At 62.2% G+C, this 25,058-nt stretch carries 21 protein-coding genes; 6 read left to right on the forward strand and 15 right to left on the reverse strand.

Going from position 1 to position 25,058, the window contains the following annotated elements:
• Positions 1–31: 31 nt before the first annotated feature.
• Complete coding sequence (locus AC56LW_RS13460) at positions 32–1,264, forward strand: pyridoxal-dependent decarboxylase, exosortase A system-associated (RefSeq protein WP_499634995.1); 1,233 nt, start codon at positions 32–34, stop codon at positions 1,262–1,264.
• Positions 1,265–1,268: 4 nt separating this feature from the next.
• On the opposite strand, the gene AC56LW_RS13465 is transcribed toward AC56LW_RS13460, so the two are convergent.
• The 3 genes from AC56LW_RS13465 to AC56LW_RS13475 are packed head-to-tail and all read right to left on the reverse strand — an operon-like array spanning position 1,269 to position 4,946.
• Complete coding sequence (locus AC56LW_RS13465; protein WP_499634998.1) at positions 1,269–2,657, reverse strand: putative O-glycosylation ligase, exosortase A system-associated; 1,389 nt, start codon at positions 2,655–2,657, stop codon at positions 1,269–1,271.
• Positions 2,608–3,765 (reverse strand): glycosyltransferase family 4 protein, encoded by a 1,158-nt coding sequence (locus AC56LW_RS13470; protein WP_499635001.1) that lies wholly within the window; start codon positions 3,763–3,765, stop codon positions 2,608–2,610. Before AC56LW_RS13470 ends, AC56LW_RS13465 begins: the two co-directional genes overlap by 50 nt.
• A complete protein-coding gene (locus AC56LW_RS13475) occupies positions 3,762–4,946 on the reverse strand; it encodes a glycosyltransferase family 4 protein (protein ID WP_499635294.1) in 1,185 nt (394 codons plus the stop codon). Before AC56LW_RS13475 ends, AC56LW_RS13470 begins: the two co-directional genes overlap by 4 nt.
• A gap of 280 nt (positions 4,947–5,226) precedes the next feature.
• On the opposite strand from AC56LW_RS13475, the gene AC56LW_RS13480 reads away from it, so the two are divergent.
• From AC56LW_RS13480 to AC56LW_RS13490, 3 genes are all read left to right on the forward strand, one after another.
• Positions 5,227–6,591 (forward strand): UDP-glucose dehydrogenase family protein, encoded by a 1,365-nt coding sequence (locus AC56LW_RS13480; protein ID WP_332531846.1) that lies wholly within the window; start codon positions 5,227–5,229, stop codon positions 6,589–6,591.
• Entirely contained in the window at positions 6,591–7,595 is a 1,005-nt protein-coding gene (locus AC56LW_RS13485; protein ID WP_499635006.1) for an NAD-dependent epimerase/dehydratase family protein, read from the forward strand. Before AC56LW_RS13480 ends, AC56LW_RS13485 begins: the two co-directional genes overlap by 1 nt.
• A gap of 72 nt (positions 7,596–7,667) precedes the next feature.
• Positions 7,668–8,699, forward strand: a complete 1,032-nt coding sequence (locus AC56LW_RS13490; protein ID WP_499635009.1) for a glycosyltransferase — start codon at positions 7,668–7,670, stop codon at positions 8,697–8,699.
• A 47-nt stretch (positions 8,700–8,746) separates the two neighbouring features.
• Here AC56LW_RS13490 and AC56LW_RS13495 read toward each other — a convergent pair whose 3' ends face one another.
• The 12 genes from AC56LW_RS13495 to AC56LW_RS13550 form a co-directional block, all read right to left on the reverse strand.
• The gene (locus AC56LW_RS13495) at positions 8,747–9,703 is read right to left on the reverse strand and encodes a glycosyltransferase family 2 protein (RefSeq protein WP_499635012.1); all 957 of its coding nucleotides are present in this window, start codon (positions 9,701–9,703) and stop codon (positions 8,747–8,749) included.
• 40 nt (positions 9,704–9,743) lie between these two features.
• Positions 9,744–9,896, reverse strand: coding sequence for a glycosyltransferase family 2 protein (locus AC56LW_RS13500; RefSeq protein ID WP_499635297.1), 153 nt, complete (start codon positions 9,894–9,896; stop codon positions 9,744–9,746).
• 73 nt (positions 9,897–9,969) lie between these two features.
• Positions 9,970–11,865, reverse strand: coding sequence for an XrtA/PEP-CTERM system amidotransferase (locus tag AC56LW_RS13505; protein ID WP_499635015.1), 1,896 nt, complete (start codon positions 11,863–11,865; stop codon positions 9,970–9,972).
• 20 nt (positions 11,866–11,885) lie between these two features.
• Positions 11,886–13,070 (reverse strand): TIGR03088 family PEP-CTERM/XrtA system glycosyltransferase, encoded by a 1,185-nt coding sequence (locus AC56LW_RS13510; RefSeq protein WP_499635018.1) that lies wholly within the window; start codon positions 13,068–13,070, stop codon positions 11,886–11,888.
• A gap of 17 nt (positions 13,071–13,087) precedes the next feature.
• The gene (gene xrtA, locus AC56LW_RS13515; protein ID WP_499635020.1) at positions 13,088–14,674 is read right to left on the reverse strand and encodes an exosortase A; all 1,587 of its coding nucleotides are present in this window, start codon (positions 14,672–14,674) and stop codon (positions 13,088–13,090) included.
• Entirely contained in the window at positions 14,665–15,867 is a 1,203-nt protein-coding gene (locus tag AC56LW_RS13520) for a TIGR03087 family PEP-CTERM/XrtA system glycosyltransferase (RefSeq protein WP_499635023.1), read from the reverse strand. The genes xrtA and AC56LW_RS13520 overlap by 10 nt, the downstream gene beginning before the upstream one ends.
• A gap of 4 nt (positions 15,868–15,871) precedes the next feature.
• Positions 15,872–16,972, reverse strand: a complete 1,101-nt coding sequence (locus AC56LW_RS13525) for a FemAB family XrtA/PEP-CTERM system-associated protein (protein WP_499635026.1) — start codon at positions 16,970–16,972, stop codon at positions 15,872–15,874.
• On the reverse strand, positions 16,969–17,853 hold the full coding sequence (locus tag AC56LW_RS13530; RefSeq protein ID WP_499635028.1) for an XrtA system polysaccharide deacetylase: 885 nt from the start codon (positions 17,851–17,853) through the stop codon (positions 16,969–16,971). The genes AC56LW_RS13525 and AC56LW_RS13530 overlap by 4 nt, the downstream gene beginning before the upstream one ends.
• Positions 17,854–17,859: 6 nt before the next feature.
• Positions 17,860–18,900 carry an XrtA/PEP-CTERM system-associated ATPase gene (locus AC56LW_RS13535; protein ID WP_332531854.1) on the reverse strand — a complete coding sequence of 347 codons (1,041 nt, stop codon included), beginning with the start codon at positions 18,898–18,900 and terminating at the stop codon, positions 17,860–17,862.
• Positions 18,901–18,917: 17 nt separating this feature from the next.
• Positions 18,918–20,531, reverse strand: coding sequence for a TIGR03016 family PEP-CTERM system-associated outer membrane protein (locus tag AC56LW_RS13540; protein ID WP_499635031.1), 1,614 nt, complete (start codon positions 20,529–20,531; stop codon positions 18,918–18,920).
• A complete protein-coding gene (locus tag AC56LW_RS13545; RefSeq protein ID WP_499635034.1) occupies positions 20,524–21,477 on the reverse strand; it encodes an XrtA-associated tyrosine autokinase in 954 nt (317 codons plus the stop codon). Before AC56LW_RS13545 ends, AC56LW_RS13540 begins: the two co-directional genes overlap by 8 nt.
• A 26-nt stretch (positions 21,478–21,503) precedes the next feature.
• Complete coding sequence (locus AC56LW_RS13550) at positions 21,504–23,039, reverse strand: XrtA system polysaccharide chain length determinant (protein WP_332531857.1); 1,536 nt, start codon at positions 23,037–23,039, stop codon at positions 21,504–21,506.
• Between the two features lie 392 nt (positions 23,040–23,431).
• Here AC56LW_RS13550 and AC56LW_RS13555 point away from each other — a divergent pair, with 392 nt between their 5' ends.
• Complete coding sequence (locus AC56LW_RS13555) at positions 23,432–24,199, forward strand: S1 family peptidase (protein ID WP_332531858.1); 768 nt, start codon at positions 23,432–23,434, stop codon at positions 24,197–24,199.
• 171 nt (positions 24,200–24,370) lie between these two features.
• Positions 24,371–24,988 carry an XrtA/PEP-CTERM system exopolysaccharide export protein gene (locus tag AC56LW_RS13560; RefSeq protein ID WP_332531859.1) on the forward strand — a complete coding sequence of 206 codons (618 nt, stop codon included), beginning with the start codon at positions 24,371–24,373 and terminating at the stop codon, positions 24,986–24,988.
• Positions 24,989–25,058 lie beyond the last annotated feature (70 nt).

Genomic DNA, 25,058 nt, shown 5'->3' on the forward strand with positions numbered 1-25,058 from the left:
CGACATCATTCACCCGTTTCGACCGCAGCCCATGACCGGTACCAAGCCCCAGCACGCTCCCCAGATTCACTTCCCGGTCGTCGACGACGTCCTGCACATCGGCGGCATCGCGCTGCCCCGGCTGGCGCAGCGCGTAGGCTGCACGCCGTTCTACGCCATCGACCGCGCCCTGTGCAGCGCGCGCGTGGCGAGTCTGCGCGCGATCTTGCCTGCGCAGATCGCCCTGCATTACTCGATCAAAGCCAATCCGATGCCTGCTCTGGTGCAGCATATGGCCGACCTGGTCGATGGACTGGATGTTGCATCCGGTAGCGAATTGAAAATCGCGCTCGACACCGGCATCGATCCGGGCCGGATCAGCTTTGCCGGGCCTGCGAAGCGCGAGGCCGAGCTGACCCAAGCGATTGCCGCCGGTGCGTGCCTGAACATCGAGTCGCAGCATGAGCTGGACAACGCCGCGCGTATCGGCGATCTCTTGGGCATCATGCCAAGCGTGGCGCTGCGCATCAATCCGGAATTCGAATTGAAATCCTCGGGCATGCGCATGGGTGGCGGCGCCAAGCCGTTCGGCATCGATGCCGAGCAGGCACCGCAGATACTGCATCAGGTCGCGGCGCTGGGCCTGGATTTCAAGGGTTTCCACATTTACTGCGGTTCCCAGAGCCTGCGTCTCGATGCCATCATCGAGGCGCAGTCGCACAGCATTGAATTGGCCCTGCGTCTGGCCAGCGACAGTCCGCTCACGGTGCGCCAGCTCAATATCGGCGGCGGCCTGGGGATCCCGTATTTTCCGGGCGAGGCGCGGATCGACCCGACGCCGCTCGGCGAGCACTTGGCCGGTTGGCTGCCACGCTTGGCGCAATCGCTGCCAGAGGCGCGCCTGGCGCTTGAGCTCGGCCGCTACCTGGTGGGCGAGGCCGGGGTGTACGTTGCGCGCGTGATCGACCGCAAGGTCTCGCGCGGCGAGGTATTTTTGGTCCTGGATGGCGGCATGCACCACCACCTGGCGGCCTCCGGCAACCTGGGCCAGGTCATCCGCAAGAATTATCCGGTGGCGATCGGTAACCGCATGGCGCCGGATGGCAGCCTGGCTTCGGCCACCGGTCCGCTGTGCACCCCGCTCGATATCCTGGCTGACCGCATGGAACTGGGCCATGCCCGGATCGGCGACCTGGTCGTCGTGTTCCAGTCGGGTGCCTACGGCGCCAGCGCCAGCCCGGCCATGTTCCTGGGCCATCCGCCGGCGCTGGAAGTGCTGCTGTGACCGCCTAGCGCGGAAACGCCGAGCGCGCCTTGCGCTGCGCTGTGGCGGCCGCCTTGGACTGAATGCGTTTGCGGTACCATTCGACCAAGCCGATCCGCATCGGTGGCGTATTGTCGGGCTGCGGATATCGAATCAGCACTTTGTCGAGTACGACCAGGATCGTGATCACGTAGTAGATCAAATCGTAGTACGCCATTGTCAGGAAGGCGCCAGCCACCATGTAGCCGATGATACTGACTTGACACATTCGTGCCAGCATCAAAGCCCATCCCAGCTCTTCTTGGCCCCGACAGAACCGTATTACCTTAGAGCCCAGGCGCCAGCTAACCGCGAACAGGGTCAGGAACAACGCCAGTCCAAAGTAGCCGAGTTCGCCTAGTACCTGGAAGTAGATGCTGTGCGCGTCATAGAAGCGGTCCGGATTCGGGGCGTACAACATAAACATATGGGGTGAAAACACGTTTGGCCCACCACCTTGCGGAAACGCATTGGCCACGTTGACGGCGAACATCCAGGAATTGATGCGTCCGGTGGCCGAGGCGTCTTCCTCATAGGTTTCGATCGTCTGCATGCGGCCGGTCCATTCCGGCGGCATGCTCATCAAGACAAGCGGGACTACCACCGCAATGGCCAGGCCGGTCTTGAACTTCTGATTCGACTTGAGCCACAGAAAGAAGCCCATGGCGCAGGCGCCCAGCAGCGCGCCGCGTGAATAGGAGCCGATCGCCGCCAGCGCAGTCAGCGCCGCGATCCCCATCACGCCGCGCTTGAGCCACTTGGAATCGACCTGGGTGATCAGGTAAGCGATCAACGGCGTGATGGTCACCAGCGCCAGCGCCAGCGTGTTGTTGTCGCCGATGAAGCTGCTGGACGGGCCCTTAAGGCCTTGACCACCGCCGCTGACAAGCACGAAGATGCCGCTCTTGACGCCCCAGAAACCGAGCGACAGCGCTACCGTCAGCGCCAGCAGCTTGACATCACTGACGGTACGCACGGTCATCATGGTCACGAAGATCATCAGCATGATCTTGCTGACCCGGTCCCAGTCGAGCCAGGCCGCGGCCGGGTCCTGCGCCAGCATGGCACCGATCGTGTACCAGGCAAAGAACAGCAGCAGCACGACGACCGGAGGCGACATCGGGAGCTTCTTCTTCTCGCGCGATATCAACAGCGCCAACAGCGTCGCGATGCACAGGTACATCGCGAACGGGAAGAAAGTTGCGAAGCCGTAGGTCAGCCGGTGCGGGTTCATCAGGCTGACCAGGGCATAGGCCAGGGTGCCCACCACGGGCCGCTTGAAGATGAAGGGGATGACCGCTAAAAACGCGGCAAACAGGATTAGATCACGCACGTTTCTGCAGTCTCTCGAAAAGGGCGACGACGCGGCGCGCATTGGCGCGCCACGTCAGCTGCTGCTCGTCGATGGCGTCGCGCGCGCCTTGCGCTACGCGGGCGCGCAGCAGCGGATCGTCGCACAGGCGCTTGACCGCGCCCGCCAGGCCGCCGGGCGCATCCGGGTCGAACAGCACGGCGTTGTGGTCGGCGCGCAGGATCTCGCGGATATTCGGCTGGTCCGGGCCGACAATTGCCTTGCCCAGCGCCAGATATTCGAACAGCTTCAAGGGTGAAGCATACTTCACCACGGCCGGTTGCAGGGCGATGTCGAAGGCGGCCACGTAACGCGCCACGTCGTCGCGGCCGATGATGCCGGTGAACTGCACGCGGTGTCCGATGCCCAGGTCGCGCGCCTGCTGTTCGAGCGTGGCGCGCACGGGGCCGTCGCCGACGACCAGCAGGTGCCGCCGTGCATCCGGCGGATCCTGCGCGATCAGTTCGATCACCTTGTCCAGGCCATGCCAGTCGCGGACAAAACCGGTAAAGCCCAGCACCAGCACATCCTGCAGGCCCAGCGCGCGCTTGGCCTGTTCCACGTCCGGCGCGCCGGCAAAGCGTTCAGGGTCGATGCCGTTCGGGATCACGTCGATGCGTTCCGGCGGCACGCCGTAGGCCTGCACGATATCGCCCAGCACGTGCGTGACCGGCAGCACCATGTCGGCGTTGCGCCAGGCATAGGCCTGCGACCAGCGGCCCAGTTTCGTCAGCGCCAGGCCGTCGTAATGGGTGCGCTCTTCCAGGATCGGGGCATTTACTTCGAGCAGCATCGGCAGTTTGTACTTGCGCGCCAGCCAGATGCCCGCTGGAAGGAACAGGTTGTAGCGTTCATACAGCACGTCCGGGCGGTGCTCATTGACAGCCTTGGCCAAGCGCCGGTACGCGACCAGCGAATACGACAGCTCCATCAATTCATAGAAGGTCTTGGGCAGGTGGCGCTTGAGCCAGGCAACCGGGCCGGCGTCCGAACCGAACGATTCGGTTTCGGCGCTGGGCGGGGCCACGATCACGACCTCATGGCCTTCGGCGCGCAGTGCGCGGATCATTTCTTCGATGTGGACGTACTGACCGTCTTTCGAACGGGTACGGTGGTGATAAAGGATTTTCACGCGGCTTTTCTCGCCAAGATGGAGTGGAACAGGTCGATCTGGCCCTGGGTGGTCGGTTGCCAGCCAAAGTCTTCAGCATAGCGGCGGGTGGCGCTGTGCGCCGGGTAGTTAGCGCGCAATTGGCTCAGCGCCGCGACCAGGCCTTCGGGGGTGCGCTGCGGCATCAGGACGCCAGCAGCCGGCGCCGCCACCACTTCGGGCGTGCCCCACACATCGCTGGCCACCACCGGGGTACCGCACGCCATGCTTTCGAGCAGCACATTGGCCCAGCCTTCGCGGCTGGACGCCAGCACCAGGGTGTCGGCGGCGTTGTAATACGTTTTCAGTTCGGTCTGCGGCACGCTGCCCAGCAGCTTGACACGGTCCTGTACGTTCAATTCACGCGCCAGACGCTCCAGATTGTTTTTTTCCGGACCAATGCCGGCGATCAGGAGGTCGACGTCCGGCAACTGGGGCAGGGCGCGGATGATCAGGTCATGTGCCTTGCGGGGATCGAGCAGGCCCACTGACAACAGCGTGAACCGCCCCGGCGCCAGGCCGACGGCGGCGCGCGCGGCTGCGCGGTCAAGCGGCGCGAAGCGCTCGAGATCGACGCCATTACGCAGCGGGGTGATGTTGTCGGGCGCCACGCCCAGGCCGACCATCTCGTCCTTGAGCGCCTTGCACACGGTGATGATGCCGTCGGCGTCGCGCGCCGCGTCCAGGATCAACTGGCGCGGCCGCGCGAACTGTGGAATCAGGTTGATGTCGGTGCCGCGGGCAGTGATCACCACGGGTTTGTTGAAGTACTTGCCAAGCATCACCGCTGCCACGCCGTCCGGATAGAAATAGTGGGCATCGATGGCGTCGAAATCGTAACCGCTGTCGAGGATGCGACCGATTTCCCGTTTTGCCGCGTGCGCCAGCGTGTAGGGCGTGACGTTCATGCCCACGCGCGGCAGCACTAGATAACGTGGGTGCGTGACGTCGATGCCATTGCGTGTTTCGCGCTGCGGCACCTTGGCCAGGGTGCCATAATGACCGAAGCGCTCTCCCTTGAGGGGAAACCATGGCACTGGTGCGACGACACGTGACTCGACCTGCCCGCTGGCAATCAGGTAGCGCAACCGGGTTTCCACGAAGATACCGTGGTTCGGTTGCTGCGAATTGGGATATAGGGTACTAAAGGTGAGTAACTTCATCATGTCTTGCCGGGTGCTGATCGGTGCACCGCCGGATGTGTGGGTCCGGGAGTGGAAGTGTTGGACTGCAACGTCGTGATTATGCGAAAAATTTTGCCTGAGGGCAGCACAATTGACGAGCAAACGCGTAAATTTTTGACAACCATGATACTATAATTCAAGTTTTGTACGCATTTGTTACGTGTGGCAATTATTTTCCAATTTGTGGAAAAATAGCCTGGTTCGCCGTGCTGCTCTGCCCGGTTCTATTTTTCAGTTACCTAGTTCCCCAATATAAATTATGAAGATCACCATCATTGGCACCGGCTACGTCGGGCTCGTTTCAGGCGCTTGCTTCGCCGATGTCGGCAACACTGTACTGTGTCTCGACGTCAACGAAGAAAAAATTGCAATGCTCAAGAACGGTGTCATTCCGATTCACGAGCCAGGCCTCGACAATATGGTCGAGCGCAACGCCAATGCAGGTCGCCTGCTGTTTTCGACCAGTTACGACGAAGCCGTTGCGCACGCCGATTGCGTGTTCCTGGCAGTGGGCACGCCACCTGACGAAGATGGCAGCGCCGACCTGACCCACATCCTGGCAGCTGCTCGTTCGATCGGTCAGCGCATCGACAAGCCGGTGGTCGTGGTCGACAAGTCGACCGTGCCAGTTGGCACCGCCGACAAGGTGCGCGCCGCCATCCAGGGCGAGCTCGACAAGCGCGGCAGCACGCTGTCGTTTTCGGTGGTGAGCAACCCTGAATTCCTGAAAGAAGGCGCGGCCATCGACGACTTCATGCGGCCGGACCGCATCGTCGTCGGCAGCGACGACACCGTCGCGACCAAGCTGATGCGCCAGTTGTACGCACCATTCAGCCGCAACCACGAAAAGCTGGTCGAGATGGACGTGCGCAGCGCCGAGCTGACCAAGTACGCCGCCAACGCCATGCTGGCCACCCGCATCAGCTTCATGAACGAGCTGGCCAACCTGGCCGAAGTGCTGGGCGCCGACATCGAAGCCGTGCGTCACGGCATGGGCCTGGACCCGCGCATCGGTTCGCAGTTCCTGTACGCCGGCATGGGCTACGGCGGTTCGTGCTTCCCGAAAGACGTGAAAGCGCTGGTCAAGACCGGTGGCGACCATGGCCAGGTGCTGCACATCCTGGAAGCGACCGAACTGGTCAACGACAACCAGAAAAACGTGCTGTTCAAGAAGCTCACGCGCTTCTACGGCGGCGTCGAAGGCCTCAAGGGCAAGACGGTCGCTGTGTGGGGCCTGTCGTTCAAGCCGAACACCGATGACATGCGCGAAGCGCCAAGCCTGGTGCTGCTCAAGGAACTGTTCGACGCCGGCTGCCACGTGCGCGCCTACGATCCGGTCGCCAGCAGCGAAGCGCTGCGCGTGCTGGAACGCGAACACGGTGCTGCGCGCGTCGAATCCATGCTGACGATCGTCAGCTCGGCCGCCGCGGCAACCGAGGGCGCCGATGCGCTGGTCCTGGTCACCGAATGGAAAGAATTCCGCGCACCGGACTTCGCTGGCCTGGCCACCATCCTGCGTGACAAGGCGATCTTCGATGGCCGTAACATCTATGACCCAGCCGTCGTCGCTGCCGCCGGCCTGGCCTACGAAGGGATTGGCCGCGTCAGCCGGACGGCCGCCTGATGCCAGCCCAGCGGATCCTCGTCACGGGTGCTGCCGGCTTCGTCGGCAGCTTCGTGGCCGCGCGCCTTGCGGCCATGGGCCATCAGGTGACCGGCTGCGACAACTTCAACGATTATTACGATCCGCGCCTCAAGCATGACCGGGTGCGCGCACTGCTCGTACCCGCTGGCGTCGTCTGCCACACGGTCGAACTGAGCGATGCCGCACAGGTTGCTGCGCTGTTCGCGCGCGAACGGCCGCAACTGGTGGTGCACCTGGCTGCGCAAGCCGGCGTGCGCTACTCGATCGACAATCCGTCTGTGTATATCCAGTCGAACCTGGTGGGCTTCGGGAATATCCTCGAAGCCTGTCGCCAGGGGGCGATCGAGCACTTGTTGTATGCCAGCAGCAGCAGCGTGTATGGCAACAATGCCAAGGTGCCCTTCAGCGAGGACGACCAGGTCGATGCGCCCGTGTCGCTGTACGCCGCCACCAAGAAGTCCAATGAATTGATGGCGCACTCGTACAGCCACCTGTTCAGGTTGCCGGCCACCGGCCTGCGCTTCTTCACGGTCTACGGTCCCTGGGGCCGGCCCGACATGGCGTATTTCAGCTTTGCCGAGAAAATGATGCGCGGCGCCACGATTCCTGTGTTTGCTGAAGGCTTGCTCACGCGCGACTTCACCTATATCGACGACATCGTCGAGGGCGTGGTGCGCCTGCTGTTCAAGCCGACGCCGGCCACGGCCACGAGCGCGCCGCATACGGTGTTCAACATCGGTAACCACAATCCGGTGCAGGTGCTCGAGTTCATCCGCACGCTCGAGTCCGTGATGGGTGTCGAAGCGCGCAAGGAATTCTTGCCGATGCAGCTGGGCGACGTACCGGCCACGCATGCATCGATTGCCAAGCTCAAGGCCTGGGTCGGCTTCGCGCCAACCACGCCGCTGGCCGCGGGCCTGGCCAGTTTCTGGACTTGGTACCGTGACTGGGCGCCGACGCGCTCAAGCCGCCACGCTCAATGATCCGTTGCGCTACCGGCGCTGATCTTCGGTAGCGCCGTTCAGGGCGCTGCTATTCTCTCTCCCTGAAGTTTTATGAAGCCATCACGCGTACTTATCAGTGTCTTGAATTGGAACAATGCGGCTGCCACCGCCGAATGCGTCGGCTCGCTTGGGCAAATGCAGCGCGATGGTTTGCAAGCCGATATCCTGGTGATCGACAACGGCTCGACGCAAGCCGACTACCTTGCGCTACGTGAAACCGTCGAAGGGCGCGGCGCGCGGATTCTACGGCTTGAGAAAAACTTGGGTTTCACCGGTGGCCAGAACACGTCGCTGAAGATCGCCATCGACGAAGACTACGACTACGTGTGGATGCTTAACAATGACGCGACGGTGCAGCCCGATACGCTCGTCAAGCTGGTCGCCGCCATGGTGCAGAACACGCGCTGCGGCGCCGTGTCGCCGGTTATTGTGCCGACCGAAGGCGGCAATTTTTACAATGCCTGGGGATTGAAACACGACTGGCATGCACGCGATGGCATTTGGCTGAGCAGCGAAGCCGAGGCGCGCCGACAGCAGGAAGAACACCCGGACAATTTCTGCGTGGCCGGTACCGCCGTGTTGCTCCGGGTACAGGCGCTGCGTGAAGTTGGCTTGCTCGATGACCGGCTGTTTGCCTACTTCGACGATAACGATATCGGAGTGCGTCTGTCAGTCGGTGGATGGTGCAGCAGGGTCGTGTTCGATACAACGGCGACGCACGATCTGGCAGTCAGGCAAGAACGTCCTCTGTATTTCTTCTACCTGATGTTCCGGAACGAGATGATGTTCTGGCAAAAAAATATACCTGAGGCGCATCGCCGTTTGCTTGGCTTGAAGCTGCTGGACCATTCGCTGTTCGACGTTAATCGCTTGCGGGTACGGGGTATGACGCAACAAGCTGACACGGCCCTGCTCGGCGTGGCCGATTTCCTGGCCGGACGCTACGGACCACCGTCCTTCCAGACACGCCGTCCTCCCCTGTGGCTGCGCATGCTGTGCACGGTTCATGGGTTCTGGTACCGCAAGAAGTTGCGCATCCGGAATGATTCCGCCAGTGTCGAATCGGGTCGGACCGTCGTCTGATGGTCACGACTTGCTGACAAGCGGAACATACCGGTTTGACGCATTGGTCAGACTTGCGTGAACTTCCAGGCCAGTTTGCGCAACGGGGGCGACAACCGCAAGATGAATTTTTTCAGGTGGAATTTCACGCCCATTGGCCGCGTGTACGCATGGTCAAACATCGACCGTGCAATATCAAAATGCCCCTTTGTATACGCTTCATTGCCCGCTTGTAGGCGCAATTGACTGACCATCTCACGCAACTGGGGAACATACTGCCGCACGTTGTGATGATGGTTTGACGCGTACTCGAGAATCTGGGCGCTGCCAACAGCCATGTACAGCGTATCCGCGGAATCGTTGCCCTCATGCCGGCGGATACGCGCGAGAGGCCGCTTGCTCACGGCAACATGGCCGGAGGCTGCAGCACGCAGCGTGAATTCGCCATCTTCTGCACCGACGCGGTTGAATTGCGTATCAAAGCCGCCGATGGCGTCGAAGAATGACTTTTTCATCGTACATCCGGTCGGGTAGAGATAGTTGAGTGTAAACAGGCGCAGGTAAAGTTCAGGTATGTCGCAATAAAAATCGCCCGACGATGTCGCGCCCTCCAGGAATCCGGCAGGTCCCAGCGACAGGTGGTCAGGTTCGATCTCGCCCGCGCGAAACCGCCGGATATTCACATAGACGACGTCGATGTCATCATGGGAAGCCAACCAGGTCGCCATCGTCGTGACGAAATCGGGCTCAAGCAGGTCATCCGAATCGCACAGGGTGACGTAATCAGTCACTGCTGCTGCCACACCTTTGTTACGTGCCGACTGCACACCGCCGTTGGCTGAACGAATCAACCGAACGCGTCCCGCGTAGCGTTCCACAATGTCGCACGTGTTATCGGTTGACCCATCGTCGACGACAATAATCTCTGCAAATGGCGTCGTTTGTGCCAGTGCGGAATCGAGCGTTTCAGCGATCAGATGCGCACGGTTATAAGATGGAATGACAAGCGTGATGGGAATCAACATAGTGTACAAGGCCGGGGTTGAGCTACTGACAGAATCTTGATCAAACGGGATTGGTCTGTGGATCAGCGAGAGAAGCATCATCCACTACAATGCACTCGTAGTCAGTGTAATCCTGTTGCTGAATGCATTTTAGGAGTCGTTCAAGTTTTTGAGGGCAATTTCTGGTTGCAATAATGATTGATACGGTAGGAATATCGTATGTTTATTGATACCCGAAAGACATCGATAAAAGAAGTTGAATGCACCTAAAACACATCATTGCAGAATTATGCCGTCGCGCTCACCCGCAGGAAGGTTTCGAACATCAGCACCGACCACAGGGGCGCGCTGTAATCCTTGCTGCCGGCGATATGCTGGTCCACCATCTGGCGCAGGAATTTTTCGTTGAACATGCCGGTGTCGAGCAGCAGCGGCGACAGGGCAGCGGCGCGTAGCTCCTCGCGCAGCGGGCCGCGCAGCCAGGCTGCCAGCGGAATCGAAAAGCCCTTCTTGGCGCGGTACAGCACGTCGTGCGACAGGTAGGGTTCGAGCGCCTTCTTGAAGATGTACTTGCCTTCGCCGCCACCGAGCTTGATGTCCGGCGGCAGGCTAGAGGCCCATTCCACGAACGTATGGTCCAGCAGCGGCACGCGCACCTCAAGAGAGTGCGCCATCGCCGCGCGGTCGACCTTGGTCAGGATGTCGCCCGGCAGCCAGGTCTTGAAGTCGAGGTACTGGATCAGCGACAGCGGGTCGTCCGTCGGCGACTTGGCGGCGTGGCCAAGAAAGACCTCGATCGCGCTGTAGCCCTGCAGCTCGCGCTTGAACGAATCCGAGAACAACTGCGCCCGCACGCGGTCCGGCATCTTCGACACGCCATGGAAGTAGCCCTCGACCGTGTCGCGCGCCAGTGCCTCGAAGGTGGTCTTGGCGCGGAACATGCGCGGCGCCCAGTCGGCCTTCGGATAGAGCTTGCCGAGCGTGCCGAATACAGGCTTGCGCAAGCCCGCCGGTATCTTGTCGCGCACCCGCTGCTCGGCCATCGCGAAGCGATAGCGACGATACCCGGCAAAGCTCTCGTCACCACCGTCGCCCGACAGCGCCACGGTGACATGCTTGCGGGCGAGCTGGCACACGCGGTAAGTGGGGATCGCGGAGCTGTCGGCAAACGGTTCGTCGTACAGGCGGCCCAGCGTGTCGATCAGGCCGTAGTCGTCCTTGTCCACGATCTGCGCATGGTGGATCGTGCCATAGCGCGTGGCCACCTCGCTGGCGAACTTCGATTCGTCGTACTCCGGATCGTCGAAGCCGATGGACAGCGTGGTGACCGGATCGGGATTATTCTGCGCCATCATCGCCACGACCGCGCTTGAATCGACGCCGCCCGACAGGAACGCGCCCAGCGGCACGTCGGCCACGGTCTGGCTCTGCACGCATTCGCGCACGCGCTCGATCAGCTCCTGCTCGATTTCCTGCATCGGGCGCTGCGGGGCGCGCTTGAATGGCACGTCCCAGTATTGCTCGGGCGTGACTTCGCGTGCGCCCGCTTTGATCACGATGCGGTGGCCGGGCGCGAGCTTGTACGCGTTATGGAAAATGGTGTGCGGCTCGGGCACGTAGCCGAACGCGAAGTAATCCTCGACCGCGCGCGGATTGAGTTTGCGCGACAGTTCGGGGTGGGTCATGATCGATTTCAGCTCGGAGCCGAACACGAACAGGCCATTCGGGAGCAGCGAGTAGAACATCGGCTTGACGCCTACATGGTCGCGCGCGAGGAACATCGTCTGCTTCTTGCGATCCCAGATCGCGAACGCAAACATGCCGCGCAGGCGGTGCACGCAGTCCGGGCCCCAGGCTTGGTAGGCGTGCAGCAGCGATTCCGAATCCGATTTGGTGCGAAACACAAAACCCAGCGCTTCCAGTTCGACGCGCAGCTCGCGGTAGTTGTAGATCTCGCCGTTGAACACCATCACCACGTCGCGCTCTGCGTTGACGATCGGCTGCTGGCCGCTGGCCAGGTCGATCACGGACAGGCGGCGGTGGCCCATGCCCATGCTCGGTTCCAGATACAGCTCGCCCTCGTCGGGGCCGCGGTGGTGCTGGCTTTCGTTCATGCGGCCCAGGGCCGCGCGGTCGATCTCCCGGTTGCCGAGGGTATCAAAAATGCCGACTATTCCGCACATGCTGTCTGGTTCCGCTGAAGTTAAGAGTTGACGATGGGACGCAGCCGCGCCGGCGCCTTGCGCGCGCACAGGCCGTCGTACAGCGCGGTGTACGCGCCGAGCATGGCGGCCATGCTGTACTTGTCTTCGATGCGCGCGCGCGCGGCCGCGCCGTGGCGTGCCCGCAGGGCCGGGTCCTGGACGTAGCGCGCGAGCGCCCCGGCCAGCGCGTCGACCTCCACCGGGACCAAGATACCATGCACGTCATCGACGACGACTTCGGGGATCCCGCCCACGCTCGAGCATACTGACGGCAGGCCGCAGGCCATCGCTTCGAGCAGCGACACGGGCGTGCCTTCGGCCAGCGAGGGCAGTGCGAAGATGGTAAAGCCATGCAGCAGGTCGGCCACGTCTGCGCGCGCACCGGGCAACCACACGACGTCCTGCAGGCCGGCTTCTGCGACCTGCGCCTGGATCTTGCCGAACAACGGGCCGTCGCCGACGATCGACAGGCGCAGCCGGTCGCGCAGGGCCGGCAGGCGCTCGCGCAGCAGCGCAAACGCGGCCACCAGGCTGGCGTGGTTCTTGACGTCCTGCACCCGCGCCACCGCCCCGATGACGATGTCGTCGGCGCCCCACGGCGCGGCCGTCACCGCTTGCGCGCGCGGGGCATAGCGGTCGGTATCGACGCCATTCTTGATCAGATGGTTCTTGGCCGCAGGGATGCGGACAACCTCACTGAACCAGCGCTGCAGATCGTCCGACACCGGCACATAGCAGTCGATGAACGGCGCGAGATGGCGGCGCAACAAGTTGTGCTTGGGGTTCAGGCCGTGCGGATCGGAGGCATCGCGGCCATGCTCGGCGTGGATGCGCACCGGCACGCCCGCAGCGGCTGCCGTGAAGCAGTACTCCATCGCCGACAGGTTGTAGGTGTGCAGGATCGTGGGCCGCAGGCGCCGCATCAGCTTCCAGAAGTCGACGTGCACGCGCAACCCGTTCCCGGGCGGCTTGTTCAGCGCATACAACGCGACGCCCGGTTGCGTGATCTTGTCCGCGAACGCGCTGTAGCGGGTCAGGCAGACCACCGCATGCCGGTATTTTTCGGCCGGCATGCGGTTGATGCAGTCGACCAGCAGCGTTTCCAGCCCGCCGACATCAAGGGAATACACCAGGTGAATAACGAGGGGTCGCTGGGCGTTCAACACCGCCAGATCACTGTGCATGGTCCGTGCGTTCCCGTTCAATGCGCGCGCGCGTGCTCGATGGCACGCTCGATCGCCTGGCCTTGCACCGTCATGAAGGCGCGCAGTGCAGCGCGCGCGGCGTCGGGATCGTCGCCCACCGGCGCCGACAGCAGCACGACGGCGCCATCGTCGCCGCGGAAGCGCAGCTTGGCCTGGGCCTGCAGCAGCTTGCCGACGTAGTTGTTCGAGGTCAGATGGCCGTCGATCGACATCCATTGCCACACCAGGAACTGGCCGCCCGGACCGGTCATCCGCGTTTCACGCAGCGTGACCGGTTTGCCGTCGATCGTTTCGCTGCGTGCCGAGCCACCCAGTGCATGCCAGGCGTCGTCGGGCGCGGCGAGCATATTGATGGAGCTGATCAGGGCCTTGCCGTTGCGCTGGTTGCGGTAGTAGATGATGTCGAGCGAGACCGGCACGCTGGCGTCGGGGTTGCGGAAGGTGGCGCGGTAAGTGGCGTCCGGCGCGACCCAGCGCGGCGTCCAGCCGGTAAATGGCGCCGCCTGCGGCCAGCCGACCCCCACGTTCGTCAGCTCTACCGGCTGGGGATTGAGATTGGCCGCGTCGTTGTAGCGGGCAAAGCCCGGCCAAAGTGCGGCAACGGCCACCACGGCAGCGCACATCGCCGCCATGCGGGCCGTGCTGACCGGCGGCACGCCATCGCGGCGGGTACGCGCCGCCACCGGCAATTCGGCCGCCGGCAGCGGATCGTCTTCGCGCCAGAAGCTGCCGATCCAGAACATCAGCAGCATGACCAGCCCGAAGAACACCCAGCCGTAGATCAGGTGATCCACGCCCGTGGCCAGTTCCATGCCCGACAGGTGGCCGATCATCACGATCATGTACGCGCGCAGGCCGTTGGCGATGATGGGCACGATGATCGACACGACCACAAACAGTAAACGCTTTTTGGTCGACTGGTAGGTCAGGTAGGCGTACAGGCAGCCCAGCGTGACCGACGAAATCAGGTAGCGCACGCCGCTGCAGGCTTCCACCACCGACCATGAACCGGTCGGCAGCTCGAAGCGGGTGCCGTTGCGCAGCACCGGGATGCCGGTGGCCTGCACGGCCCACACGGTGAAGTCGGCGGTCAGGTTGATCAGCGGGCCGACGAACACTTCGCCGAACGGGACCGCCAGCAGCAGAAAGAGAAGCGGAAACGCGAGCGCCCCGGCCAGGCGCGGGCCGAGCATGGCCAGCGCCACGATCGGGAACATGGCGACAAACGCGTATTGCATCACGACCTGCACTTCGCCCATGCGCGCCAGCAGCCAGCCGGCCCCCAGCATCGCCAGGAGGAGCAGCGCGGGCGCCCAGGGACGCGCGGGAATCGCGTCGAACACGTCGCGCCGGCGCCAGATCAGCCACAGGCTGATCGGCAGGATGGCGTAGCCGTGGGCGAAGGTCTCGGAGCTGTTCCAGATCGCGACCAGCGATTCGGCGGTGCCCAGGTACAGGAAGAAGGGCGCGAGCAATGCCAGCGCGATCAGCATGGCGCTCGAGCGTGCCAATGGCGTAGGAGCAGAGACCAGCGCGGCGTCCAGCTTGGCGCCGGCAATGCCGGATGGGGGTGTCACGTGCATTCCAGTCGCTCCTCGATGCAGGCCAGGTTGCTTGGCCAACTATAGTGATCTTCGACCCGCGCGCGTGCAGCGCGGCCCATGCTTGCGTTCTGTTCGTGCTGGCGTGCCAGCAGCTCGCCCACGGTATCGATCCAGGCCGGTGCGCCATCGGCCACTGCCAGCTCGCTGTCCGGGGCCGCGTCGATGCCTTCGAGCGCCTGCGGCGAGACCACCGTCGGCGTGGCCATGGCCATCGCTTCGAGCACCTTGTTCTGGATACCGCGCGCGATGCGCAGCGGTGCCACCGCGACGCAGCCGTGGCGAATATACGGGCGCACGTCGGGCACGGTGCCCGTTACGGTCACGCCCGGCAAGGCGCCGAGCGCCTGGACCTGGGCATTCGGGCGCGAGCCGACGATGTAGAAGGCCAGCGCCGGATCCTGCGCGCGCAGGGCCGGGAAGACTTCGTCGCAGAACCACTGCACCGCGTCGACATTCGGCCAGTAATCCATCGCGCCCGTAAACACCAGGGCGCGTTCGCCCGCGGCGTACGGGCTGGCAAAGACATGTTCGGGCGAGAAGTATTCGGTATCGACACCGTTGCTGAAGTGGCCGATGCGCGCGACGCTTTCCGGCGCCAGCTTGCGAAACAAATCAGCCTCGGGCGCGGAGACGAACAGCGACGCGTCGTACTGGCTGGCCACCTGGCGCTCGTAGCGCAGCAACTGGCGCGCTTCGTGCCGGTATAGCCAGCTCATGGGCGGCGACTTCTTCTCGGCGTACTGGCGCCATTTATCGGAATCGACGTCGCAAAAGTCGATCACGCGGCGCGCATCGCCCAGCTTGTCGGCGTATTGCGCCATGGGTGACGAGAACACCATTACGCGCTGGATATCGTGCGTGGCGACGGCCTGGTCGACCCAGCGCGCCAGTCCGGCATCCTGGTAGTAGTCGAGCGACAGCGAGCGGTTCTTGACGAGCGCGCCCAGGCTGCGCACGCGGGCACGCAGTGGATTAAGAGGGACGAAATGGCTGCTGGCACACAGCGCCTCCACCGCCGGCACGTGCTGCCAGTCGTCGACATCGTCGACGAACGTGGCCAGGTGCACGCGGTAGTCGCGCGCCAGGTGCTTGAGCAGGTGGTAGGAGCGGATCTTGTCGCCCTTGTTGGGCGGGTAGGGGATACGGTGAATCAGCAGCAGCAGGTCTTGCACGTTGTCAGCCCAGGTTGCGCACGATGTAAGGGCCCAGGAAGTTCGCCACCGGCAGCGGCAGCTTTTTCCACACCTTGATGAACAACTGGTACTTGGGGTTCAGCGGATTGTTGTCCGGCAGCGCATCGGTGGCGTACAGCTTGTACTCGTACGGCAGCGGCGTGGCAACAAAACCCCAGTTCTTCTTGAAGTCGTAGGCGCCGGTACCCAGCTTGCTGCGGCCGAAGTCGAACAGGCGGCAACCGCGCGCAGCAGCCGCCTGCATCAGGTTCCAGTACATGAAATCGTTGCCCGCCACTTCGCGCGCCAGGTCCATGCCGCCGCCGTAGTAGGGCACGACTTCGTCGCGCCAGTAGAACGACAGCACCGAGCCGACCAGGCGGTCGTCGGTTGTGTAGATCGAGCGTACTTCGCATTCGGCGCCGAAGGTCTTCTGCAGCAGCGCGAAGTACTTCTTCGGGAACACCGGGGTACCCAGGCGCAGCACGCTGTGGGCATACGCCGTGAACATATGGTCGACGTTGTCCTCGACCACGCCCTTCAGGCCCAGCTTGATCCCCTTGCGCACCATGGCGCGCTGCTTGCGCGGGATGGCGTTGAGGTTCTCGTCATCCACCGCGCTGATCTCTTTGCGGAACGTGACGTACAGCTCCTTGGTCAGCCAGCTCGGGTCGTGCGGGTGCGCGCGCTCCATGGCGCGGTATTCGAGGTGGCCCACGCCGAGCTGGCGCGCCAGCGCATCGGCTGCGCCATCGAGCAGTACGCGCGCGCCGTCGTCGATGGCGGCCACGCCGCCGTAGACGCAAAACGGCATCGCGCCGAGCGAATGGCCGAACAGGCGGCTCTTGATCTCTGCCAGCGGCAGCACGCCCTGGATCTGGCCGTCCTGCTCGACGAAGTAGAACCAGGTCTTGATGCCGAACGATTGCTCGATCACGGACTGCCAGCCGGACAGGTGGAAGAACGTCGCTTCCGGGCAGCCCCGTACGAATGCATCCCAGCGCGCCGCGCTCTGCGGCGTCATCAAATGCAGCGTCTGCGGACCGGCAGCAGCGGCGACCGGCGCCGCGCGCCGGGCCTGCGCCGCTTCGATGATCGAATTCATGGCTTGTCCAGGAAGATGCGGTCCATGCGGTCCCACTTGAAATCACGCGCCAGCTGTTCGAGACGGCGCTCCATGCGGTCGATATTGACGTAGTGACGGAACTTCGCCTTGGCGCCCAGGCCGTCGGGCCGTGGCTGGTCAGTGTCGATTTCCCACGGGTGGAAGTAGAACAGGGCCGACTCGCCGTCTTCGCGGTTGACCTTTTCCATCATCCAGCGCGACAGCGCATACGGCAGCAGGCGGAAGTAACCGCCGCCGCCGGCCGGCAGGTGACGGCCAGCCATCTTCACCGTGGTGATCGGCACTTCGAGGATGCCGTCCGGGCCGTTCGGGTAGAACGCGAAACGCGGCGCGTCGGGCATGCCGTAGTGGTCGTGCGCGATCGGGTAGATGCTCGAGCTGTACTTGTAGCCCGCTTCGTGCAGTGCGTCGAGCGCCCACAGATTGCCGTGGCCGATCGAAAAACTCGGCGCGCGGTAGCCGACGACGGTCTGGCCGCCAATGTCTTCCAGCAGTGCCTTGGCCGAGCGGATATCGTTGTCGAATTCGGCGCGGCTCTGGTCCGAGGCGCGCAGATGGCCATAGCCGTGGCTGGCCAGTTCGTGGCCCGCTTCGACGATGCGGCGCACCATCGCGGGATAGCGCTCGGCGATCCAGCCCAGCGTGAAGAAGGTCGCGCGCACGCCTTCGCGCTCGTACAGCGCGAGGATGCGTTCCATATTGGCTTCGACGCGGCATTCGCGCGTCGGCCAGCTGTCGCGGTCGATGTACGGGGCAAAGGCCGACACCTGGAAGTAGTCTTCCACGTCGCAGGTCATCGCATTGCGGATTTTTTCACCCGGCGCTGGACGCGGCCGGGCTGCGGGAGCGGTCATTTTCATGGCGGGTTATTCCTGGTGGTCCGGGTGGTGGGGCGCGGCGCCGGAGGCGTTGGGTGGCGTGGCGGCGATCTTTTTCAGGATCGACAGCACCGACACGATCGATTTCTCGAGGCGCATCATGCGCTCGTCGAGCTGCTCGACGCTGGCGCGGCGCTCGCCCGGGTGTGGCTCGTTGCCGTGGTCGCCGCCGATTTTCTGGTCGTTTGCATCGCCCAGGTCGTCGGTATCGGGCGCGTCGAATTCTTCCGAGATGTCGCGCACCACGTCGTTGATGTGCGCTTCGGTGAACGCCTGCAGTTCTTCCAGGTAGCCCATCAGGAGCACGCGGTCCATCAGCGTGTTGGTCTTGCGCGGGATGCCGCCGCTGTAGGCGTAGATCGCACTGTAGGCGCCGTCGTCGAACGATGGCGTGCCTTGCCAGCCGACGGTGCTCAGGCGGTGCTCGACATACGCGCGCGTCTCGGCCGCATCCATTGGGCCCAGGTGGTAGCTGGCGATGACGCGCTGGCGCAGCTGCTGCATGCCGGGGCTGTGCAACGTGGCGCGAAACTCGGGCTGGCCCAGCAGGAACGTCTGCAGCAGCGAGCGTTCGTCGGTCTGGAAGTTCGACAGCATGCGCAGTTCTTCAACCGTGCGGGCGTTGAGGTTCTGGGCTTCGTCGATCACGAGCAGGGCGCGCTTGCCCTGGCGGTCGACCGTGCGCAGGAACTGTTCGAGGCGGTTGAGCAGCTCGGCCTTGCTCTGGCCTTCGTACGGCAGGCCAAAGCTCGACACCACCATGCGCAGCGTGTCTTCGGGATCGAGGCTGGTGTTGACGATGTGCGCGGCCACGATCTGGTCGAGCGGCAGTTTGCCCAGCATATTGCGCACGAGCGTGGTCTTGCCGGCGCCGACTTCGCCCGTGATGACGATGAAGCCCTCGCCTTGCGACAGGCCGTACTCGAGGTAGGCCATGGCGCGCTTGTGGCCCTTGGACCCATAGAAGAAATGCGGGTCAGGGCGGAGCTGGAAGGGCTTGGCCGACAGGCCGTAATAAGATTCGTACATCGTGATTGTCGCTGTTTTTAGAACTGCATGGACAGGGTCGCCACCATGGCGTGCTCGGTGTAGGTGCCACCGCCAATAACGCTGCGGTCGCTGTTCCAGCGTCCGACGTCGCCGCTGCGACGGCGCAGGTCGACCGCGCCGAGCAGGTCGCCGAAACGGCGTGATACGCCAAGACGAAGCGTGCTTTGCTGGTCTTCAAAACCGACCGAGCGGGATTCGCTCTGGTCGAAGTTGTAGGAGGCAGTCAAATTGGAGCGCGAACTGAGACGGTATGAAAAGTTAGCGTTGAAACCATTCTGTCGCACATTATCGTTCAGGCCGCTTTGCTGGCTGCCCAGAAGCGGACTGTCGCTTTGCTGGGAAGACAGCGCATTGCGGTCGTTGGCATATACCGAGAACACGGCGTTGCTGAACCCCCTGCGGTATCCCACCGATGCGCGCAGCGATTTCTGACGCAGGAACCGGTTACTCAGGTAGTTGACGCTTTCGGTCAGCGATGGCGGCAGACCGTTCGCCTGGATGTAAGCTGCGACGATGCGTTGGCGCTCGATCGGATCGGGATAGGCCGTGGTGAACATGCTGTCGAGCAGACCTGCTGTATCGAAGGTCGAGGGCAGCAGGAATTGCTGGCGCGACGTGGTTATCCCATCGTCGTAGCTGATATTCCAGGTCGTGTGACGGGAGCGGTGCAGCGCGGACAGCGTGCCGGTGGTGCCGTAGAAGTGACGACCCAGCGTCGCCTGGACATTGGTGCGCAGCGATGGCGACCAGGCAAAGCCCAGTGACCAGTTGGCGCCCTGATCGCCATCGCCGAGTCCCTCGTACCGGTAACGGTCGTAGCCGGCGTTGGCCAGCAGCGACAGGCGCTGGGTGAGAACGTAGCGCAGATTGCCTGACAGGTTTTCGGTTGACGAATCGCCATACTCGGCGCCCCCCAGTTCCTGCTTGAGATACGAGATGCCCCAGCCAACTGTCCGGAAGCCTCGGCCGCTGTTGAGCGTGGCCTGGATGGTGTCGCCCCCGGTGCCGCGATAACCGAGGGTATCGCCACCGCCGACCGAGTCACGCGTGTAGCGCAGTGTACCTGCCGCAACATTGCCGAACGTATGGGTCAGGTAGGGGCTGATACTCCAGCTGTCGATATCCGCACGGTTGCGGTTCGAGTACATGTCGTTGCCGGCGCGTGGACCGAAGGCCGAGATACTCTGCTGCCCACGCGAGGCGTTCGCATCGATGAAGAACAGGTCGCGCACGACTTCGCCGTTGAGCGTGCCACGGTAGGTGCGCTGCGTATTCGAGGTATTGAAGTTCTGGCCGATGACATCAGGGTCGGACCGATCGCGGTTGTCGTTGCCGTGCAGGTACGCGAACGCGTGCAACTGTGCGGTGGCCTCGACTTTCAGGCGCCGGCTGCGGTTGAGCACCGTAATGCCGGGCGATACTTGAGTGATCAGGTCGCTGTATGCGAGCGCATCTTCGGTCAGGTTGACGTTATCCGTCCAGATCTCACTGACGAGCAGCGTCGGCGTGACTCTCCATTCGGCCTGCGCCGGGAATGCGGCCAGCAGCATCGCAGCCGCCGCCAGCGGCGCCAGGCGCGGCATGGCACGGCCAGCGTGCCCTTTAGCCATAGTGATAATCATACGTTTCTTCAATGCCAGGAATATCCCTGGTCTTGTTGTACAGGAGATTGACGTTTGCCATTCCTTCGAGCTGCTGCAGGGCTTCCTTGACTGCGTGCTGGGTCGTGGTCTGGGCTTCTACCACCACGACGATCTGGCCCATGTGGCTGGCCAGCACGCGCGATTCACTGGTGAGCATCAGGGGCGGCGAGTCGAAGATGATCACGCGGTCCGGATAGCGGTGCGCCAGCTCGTGCACCATCGCTGTCATCGTCGAGCTGGCCAGCAGTTCGGTCGCGCGCGGCGTGCTGGTGCCGGCCGGCAGAATGGACAGCGTGTCGACGTTGGTGCGCAACATGACGTCCGACAGATCGAGCGTGTCGTCCAGCAGGATGTCCATCAGGCCGCGCTGGGCGGGCAGGCCAAGTGTACGCAACACCGAAGGGCGCGCCACGTCGGCATCGACCAGCAGTACGGTGTGATCGAGCTCCATGGCAATGCTCATGGCCAGGTTGATCGCGCTGTAGGTCTTGCCTTCGCCCGGCAGCGAGCTTGTCACCATGATCAGGTTGCCCGGATTTTCCTTGGTACCGCGTTCAGCAAAGGCGCGCTTGAGCAGCGGGCGCTTGATGATGCGGAACTCTTCCAGCAAATTGGTGCGTCCACCCGCTGCCGTCACCATGCCCAGCTCGCGCATGCGTGCCAGGTCCAGTTCGATGCGGCGGGTGCTTTGGCGCCCGGCAAGTAGCGCCTCGGGGGAGGCATAGGACGCCGGGGCCGTAGTGAGAACCGGTTCCGCACGGACGGCATCCTGCGATGCCTGGCGCGCCGGGATGAATTCGGGATTGGTGACGATTGGATCGCTCTGATCCGCCACGGTACTGGCGGCGGGAGTGGGAGCAGCGTTCTGGCGCTGCTGGTCAATGCGGCTGGCCGCTTTTTCGATAATGCTCACATTTGCTCCTTGATGGCCAACCGGCCTTACATCGTCGTGCGAACCAGGATGGCGGCGACGCCGGCACCATACAGGCCGAACAGCACCAGCACCGAGGCGGCCAAGGCGAGCAGACGGCGCTTGCGCAGCACGGTCTGTTCGGCGGTCCAGTTCATGCTCACCGACCCGAGGATCGGCAGACCCGTCACGTCACGCAGCGCAGCCTGGCTCAGGAAAGTCGGACGCAGCTGGCTCAACAGGAACGCACCGGCCAGGCCGGCGAGGAGGGCGGCGACAAAGACCAGCGAGAACAGTCGCAGGCGGTTCGGGCCGCTTGGAATATTTGGTGCCGTTGGCGGGTCAATCACGCGGAAGGTGAGCATGTCGGTAGCCGACGACAGGTCCCCCGACAGCTTGGCCGATTCGCGGCGCTCGACCAGCTTCTGGTAGTTTTCGCGATTGACTTCGTAGTCGCGGTTCAGGCGCGCCAACTGGGCCTCGATCTCGGGCACCTGCTCGCCCTGGCCGCGCAGGCGACCGGAACGCGAACTGAATTCGGCCACACGCGCTTGCAGCGAAGCGACACGCGCTTCGGCATCGGACAATTGTACAGTCAACTGCTGCAGCATCGGGCTGTAGCTCGCACCCGGATCCAGGCTCGGTTTGGTGTTTTTGGCAGCCTCGGCGCGGCGTTCCAGCAACTGCTCAAGCAGGCGGCGATTGGCGACGATGTCGGGATGCTGCTCGGTGTACTGGGTACGCAGTGTGTCGAGCGTCTTGTTGACGTTGGCGATGCGTTCGTCCATGACCGGATCGACGAAGATCGGTGCAGCGCGCGTGCCGCTGCCGCTGCGGTTGTCGCCCGAAATCTGACGGCGAATTGCATTGCGCGCCTGTTCTGCCTCAGCCAGTTCCAGACGCGCCTGGTTCAGCGCTTCATTGGTGGCCATCATGCGCGAGCCGTAATCGGCGCCTTGGCTCGGCAACATGCCGATGTTCTTGATCTTGAATTCCTTGAGGGCGTTCTCGGCGTCGGCCAGGCGTTCTTCGTAGCTACGAATCTGGTCGTCGATGAATTCGACTGCCTTGTCGGAATCCTGCTTCTTGCCGCCAAAGCTGCCTTCGACGAAGATCGTCAGGAAAGCCTGGACCACGTCCTTACCTTCGCGCGCGCTGGTGCCAGTGTAGCTGATGGTGTAGATATCATCGCGTTCGGTGCCGGCAATCTTGATGTTGGCCATCATGTCGTCGACCAGCTTGTTCATTTCCTTCGCGTCGCTCGCTTTGACGTCCAGGTCAACCTCGCGCACAACGCGTTCCACGTTCGGACGGCTGATCAGGGTGCGGCGCATGAAGAGTACCTGCTGCTCCAGGTTGGGCAGCATGGTCATGCCGGAGAGCAGCGGCTTGAGAATGCTCTGGGTATCGACATAGACGCGAGCCGAGGCCTGGTACTGATTGGGGAGTGTGTAGACGACCAGCCACCCGGCCAGCGCCACTACCCAGGCGATGATGACCGCATGCCAGCGGTACTTGCCGATGGCTTTTAATAAGTTAAGAATCTGGGAAGTAATTTCAGCCATCGTATCGGTCTCGCCGGTCAGGTCCCGGTTCCTAAAAAACCAGGCTCACAAATAAACAACGTGCATGATCGCTTGTACCCTAAGCAATTGCAATTGAGGGTTAGGAAATCCAGCGATTCTGGGTAATTGGTACCATCTGTTTGCAACACATCCGCAAACAGCGGTCGGGAATCTTAAATAAATTTCATTAGTGCACGCTTAATTGTTGCATTATCGCAAACATTTGATGAACTTGCTTGGTGTATTTTTTTGAACCGTTGCTGCTGGATCGTGACGAAGCCGGAAGAAAGGCGTGTTGCTCAAATTCAAAGGTTCTTATTATAATGGCTAAATTCCGAATTGGTCCGTACGATTGCTTCCATTGTGCAACTACACTACATAAAGAAGTCCTGATGATGCGTCGAATGATTGGAATGAAGCTGGCAGCAGGGGTACTAGCCTGGAGCATGGGTCTGCCCGCAATCGCCGCGACACTGGTTCAAACGGTGGCAGCGGTCAAGCCTTCGATCGTGGGCATTGGCACGCAAATGCAGACCCGCAGCCCGGCCATCGTGTTCAGCGGTACGGGGTTTGTGGTCGGCGATGGCCTGAGCGTGATCACAAATGCTCACGTCGTGCCGAACCAGCTTGATGGGGCCAGACTCGAACAACTGGGTATTGTCATCCCTGATGGCGCCGGTGTACGTTTTCGCGCGGCCCAGTTGATCGGCGTTGATCGCCAGCATGACCTGGCGCACTTGCGCTTCGAAGGGACACCCTTGCCCGCAATGCGACTGGGCGAGGCGAGCATGGCGGCCGAAGGGCAGGCGTTGGCATTCACCGGATTCCCACTCGGCATGGTGTTGGGGTTGTATCCGGCGACGCACCGCGCACTGCTGGCGGCAGTCACCCCGATCATGCAGCCATCGCTTAGTGCGCGTCGACTCGATGCACGCGCCGTGGCCCAATTACAACGCACGGCCTTCAGCATCTATCAGCTCGATGGCACTGCCTATCCGGGCAACAGTGGCAGTCCGCTATATGACCCCGACACCGGACAGGTTCTGGGGGTGATCAATATGGTGTTTGTGAAGGGCTTGAAGGAAACCGCAATCACGGCGCCGAGCGGGATCACCTATGCGATCCCCGTGCGCCATGTAAAAGAACTACTGGCACGGTAGGCGAAGCGGTCGTCTTAAAGTCGCAACAACAAAGTATTTCAACTGTGCATGGCTTGTTTCATTCGAGGTCTGCGCTACAATAGCGTAGGTCATGATGCCGAAATAACAATTATTGATGTGCGCCGTACGCCATTTAGCAAGTAGGACACGCGGTGCAATAGGACTGAAGCGATGATAAAACTGACAAAATACCTGGTAGCCGCTGGTGCTGCTGCCTGCATGCTGATCCTTGGCGGCTGTGCCACGCCTGTGGCGCCGAGCAGTGCTGCCATGGCGCCGATCAATCCGGATTACCTGATCGGTCCTGGCGACAGCGTTAATATCATCGTCTGGCGTAACCCTGAAGTATCGATGTCGGTCCCGGTTCGTCCGGATGGAAAGATCACGACGCCATTGGTAGAAGACTTGCCGGCCGCAGGCAAGACCTCGACCCAGCTGGCGCGCGATATCGAAGGCGCATTGGCCAAGTTCATTCAACAGCCGGTGGTCACCGTCATCGTCACGAGTTTCGTCGGTAACTTCAGTGAGCAGATCCGCGTGATCGGCCAGGCCGCACGTCCACAAGCGCTGCCGTATCGCCGCGATATGTCGGTGATGGATGTCGTGATCGCTGTGGGTGGTGTAACGGAATTTGCCTCAGGCAACAAGGCCAGTATCATTCGCAATGTCGATGGCAAGCAAGAAAAATTGACGGTCCGACTGGATGACTTGATCAAGGATGGCGATATATCAGCTAATATCATGATGCGTCCCGGCGATATTCTTGTTATCCCCGAAAGCTTCTTCTAAGCTGTTGTCGGATATTCTTACACACTATTTCTCGTGTAGCTAGTCAATGTACTAAAGCAAGTTTGAGTAT

It is taken from the genome of Telluria sp. LT2P80 (assembly GCF_059685955.1).

Bases quoted from the DNA above. Each gene is read 5' to 3' on its own strand.
- AC56LW_RS13510 (WP_499635018.1), bottom strand. From the start codon at position 13,070: ATGCACAGTGATCTGGCGGTGTTGAACGCCCAGCGACCCCTCGTTATT.
- xrtA (WP_499635020.1), bottom strand. From the start codon at position 14,674: ATGCACGTGACACCCCCATCCGGCATTGCCGGCGCCAAGCTGGACGCC.
- AC56LW_RS13535 (WP_332531854.1), bottom strand. From the start codon at position 18,900: ATGTACGAATCTTATTACGGCCTGTCGGCCAAGCCCTTCCAGCTCCGC.
- AC56LW_RS13485 (WP_499635006.1), top strand. From the start codon at position 6,591: ATGCCAGCCCAGCGGATCCTCGTCACGGGTGCTGCCGGCTTCGTCGGC.
- AC56LW_RS13525 (WP_499635026.1), bottom strand. From the start codon at position 16,972: ATGAATTCGATCATCGAAGCGGCGCAGGCCCGGCGCGCGGCGCCGGTC.
- AC56LW_RS13550 (WP_332531857.1), bottom strand. From the start codon at position 23,039: ATGGCTGAAATTACTTCCCAGATTCTTAACTTATTAAAAGCCATCGGC.
- AC56LW_RS13460 (WP_499634995.1), top strand. From the start codon at position 32: ATGACCGGTACCAAGCCCCAGCACGCTCCCCAGATTCACTTCCCGGTC.
- AC56LW_RS13560 (WP_332531859.1), top strand. From the start codon at position 24,371: ATGATAAAACTGACAAAATACCTGGTAGCCGCTGGTGCTGCTGCCTGC.
- AC56LW_RS13555 (WP_332531858.1), top strand. From the start codon at position 23,432: ATGATGCGTCGAATGATTGGAATGAAGCTGGCAGCAGGGGTACTAGCC.
- AC56LW_RS13490 (WP_499635009.1), top strand. From the start codon at position 7,668: ATGAAGCCATCACGCGTACTTATCAGTGTCTTGAATTGGAACAATGCG.
- AC56LW_RS13495 (WP_499635012.1), bottom strand. From the start codon at position 9,703: ATGTTGATTCCCATCACGCTTGTCATTCCATCTTATAACCGTGCGCAT.
- AC56LW_RS13480 (WP_332531846.1), top strand. From the start codon at position 5,227: ATGAAGATCACCATCATTGGCACCGGCTACGTCGGGCTCGTTTCAGGC.
- AC56LW_RS13540 (WP_499635031.1), bottom strand. From the start codon at position 20,531: ATGGCTAAAGGGCACGCTGGCCGTGCCATGCCGCGCCTGGCGCCGCTG.
- AC56LW_RS13465 (WP_499634998.1), bottom strand. From the start codon at position 2,657: ATGCGCGCCGCGTCGTCGCCCTTTTCGAGAGACTGCAGAAACGTGCGT.
- AC56LW_RS13475 (WP_499635294.1), bottom strand. From the start codon at position 4,946: ATGAAGTTACTCACCTTTAGTACCCTATATCCCAATTCGCAGCAACCG.
- AC56LW_RS13530 (WP_499635028.1), bottom strand. From the start codon at position 17,853: ATGAAAATGACCGCTCCCGCAGCCCGGCCGCGTCCAGCGCCGGGTGAA.
- AC56LW_RS13505 (WP_499635015.1), bottom strand. From the start codon at position 11,865: ATGTGCGGAATAGTCGGCATTTTTGATACCCTCGGCAACCGGGAGATC.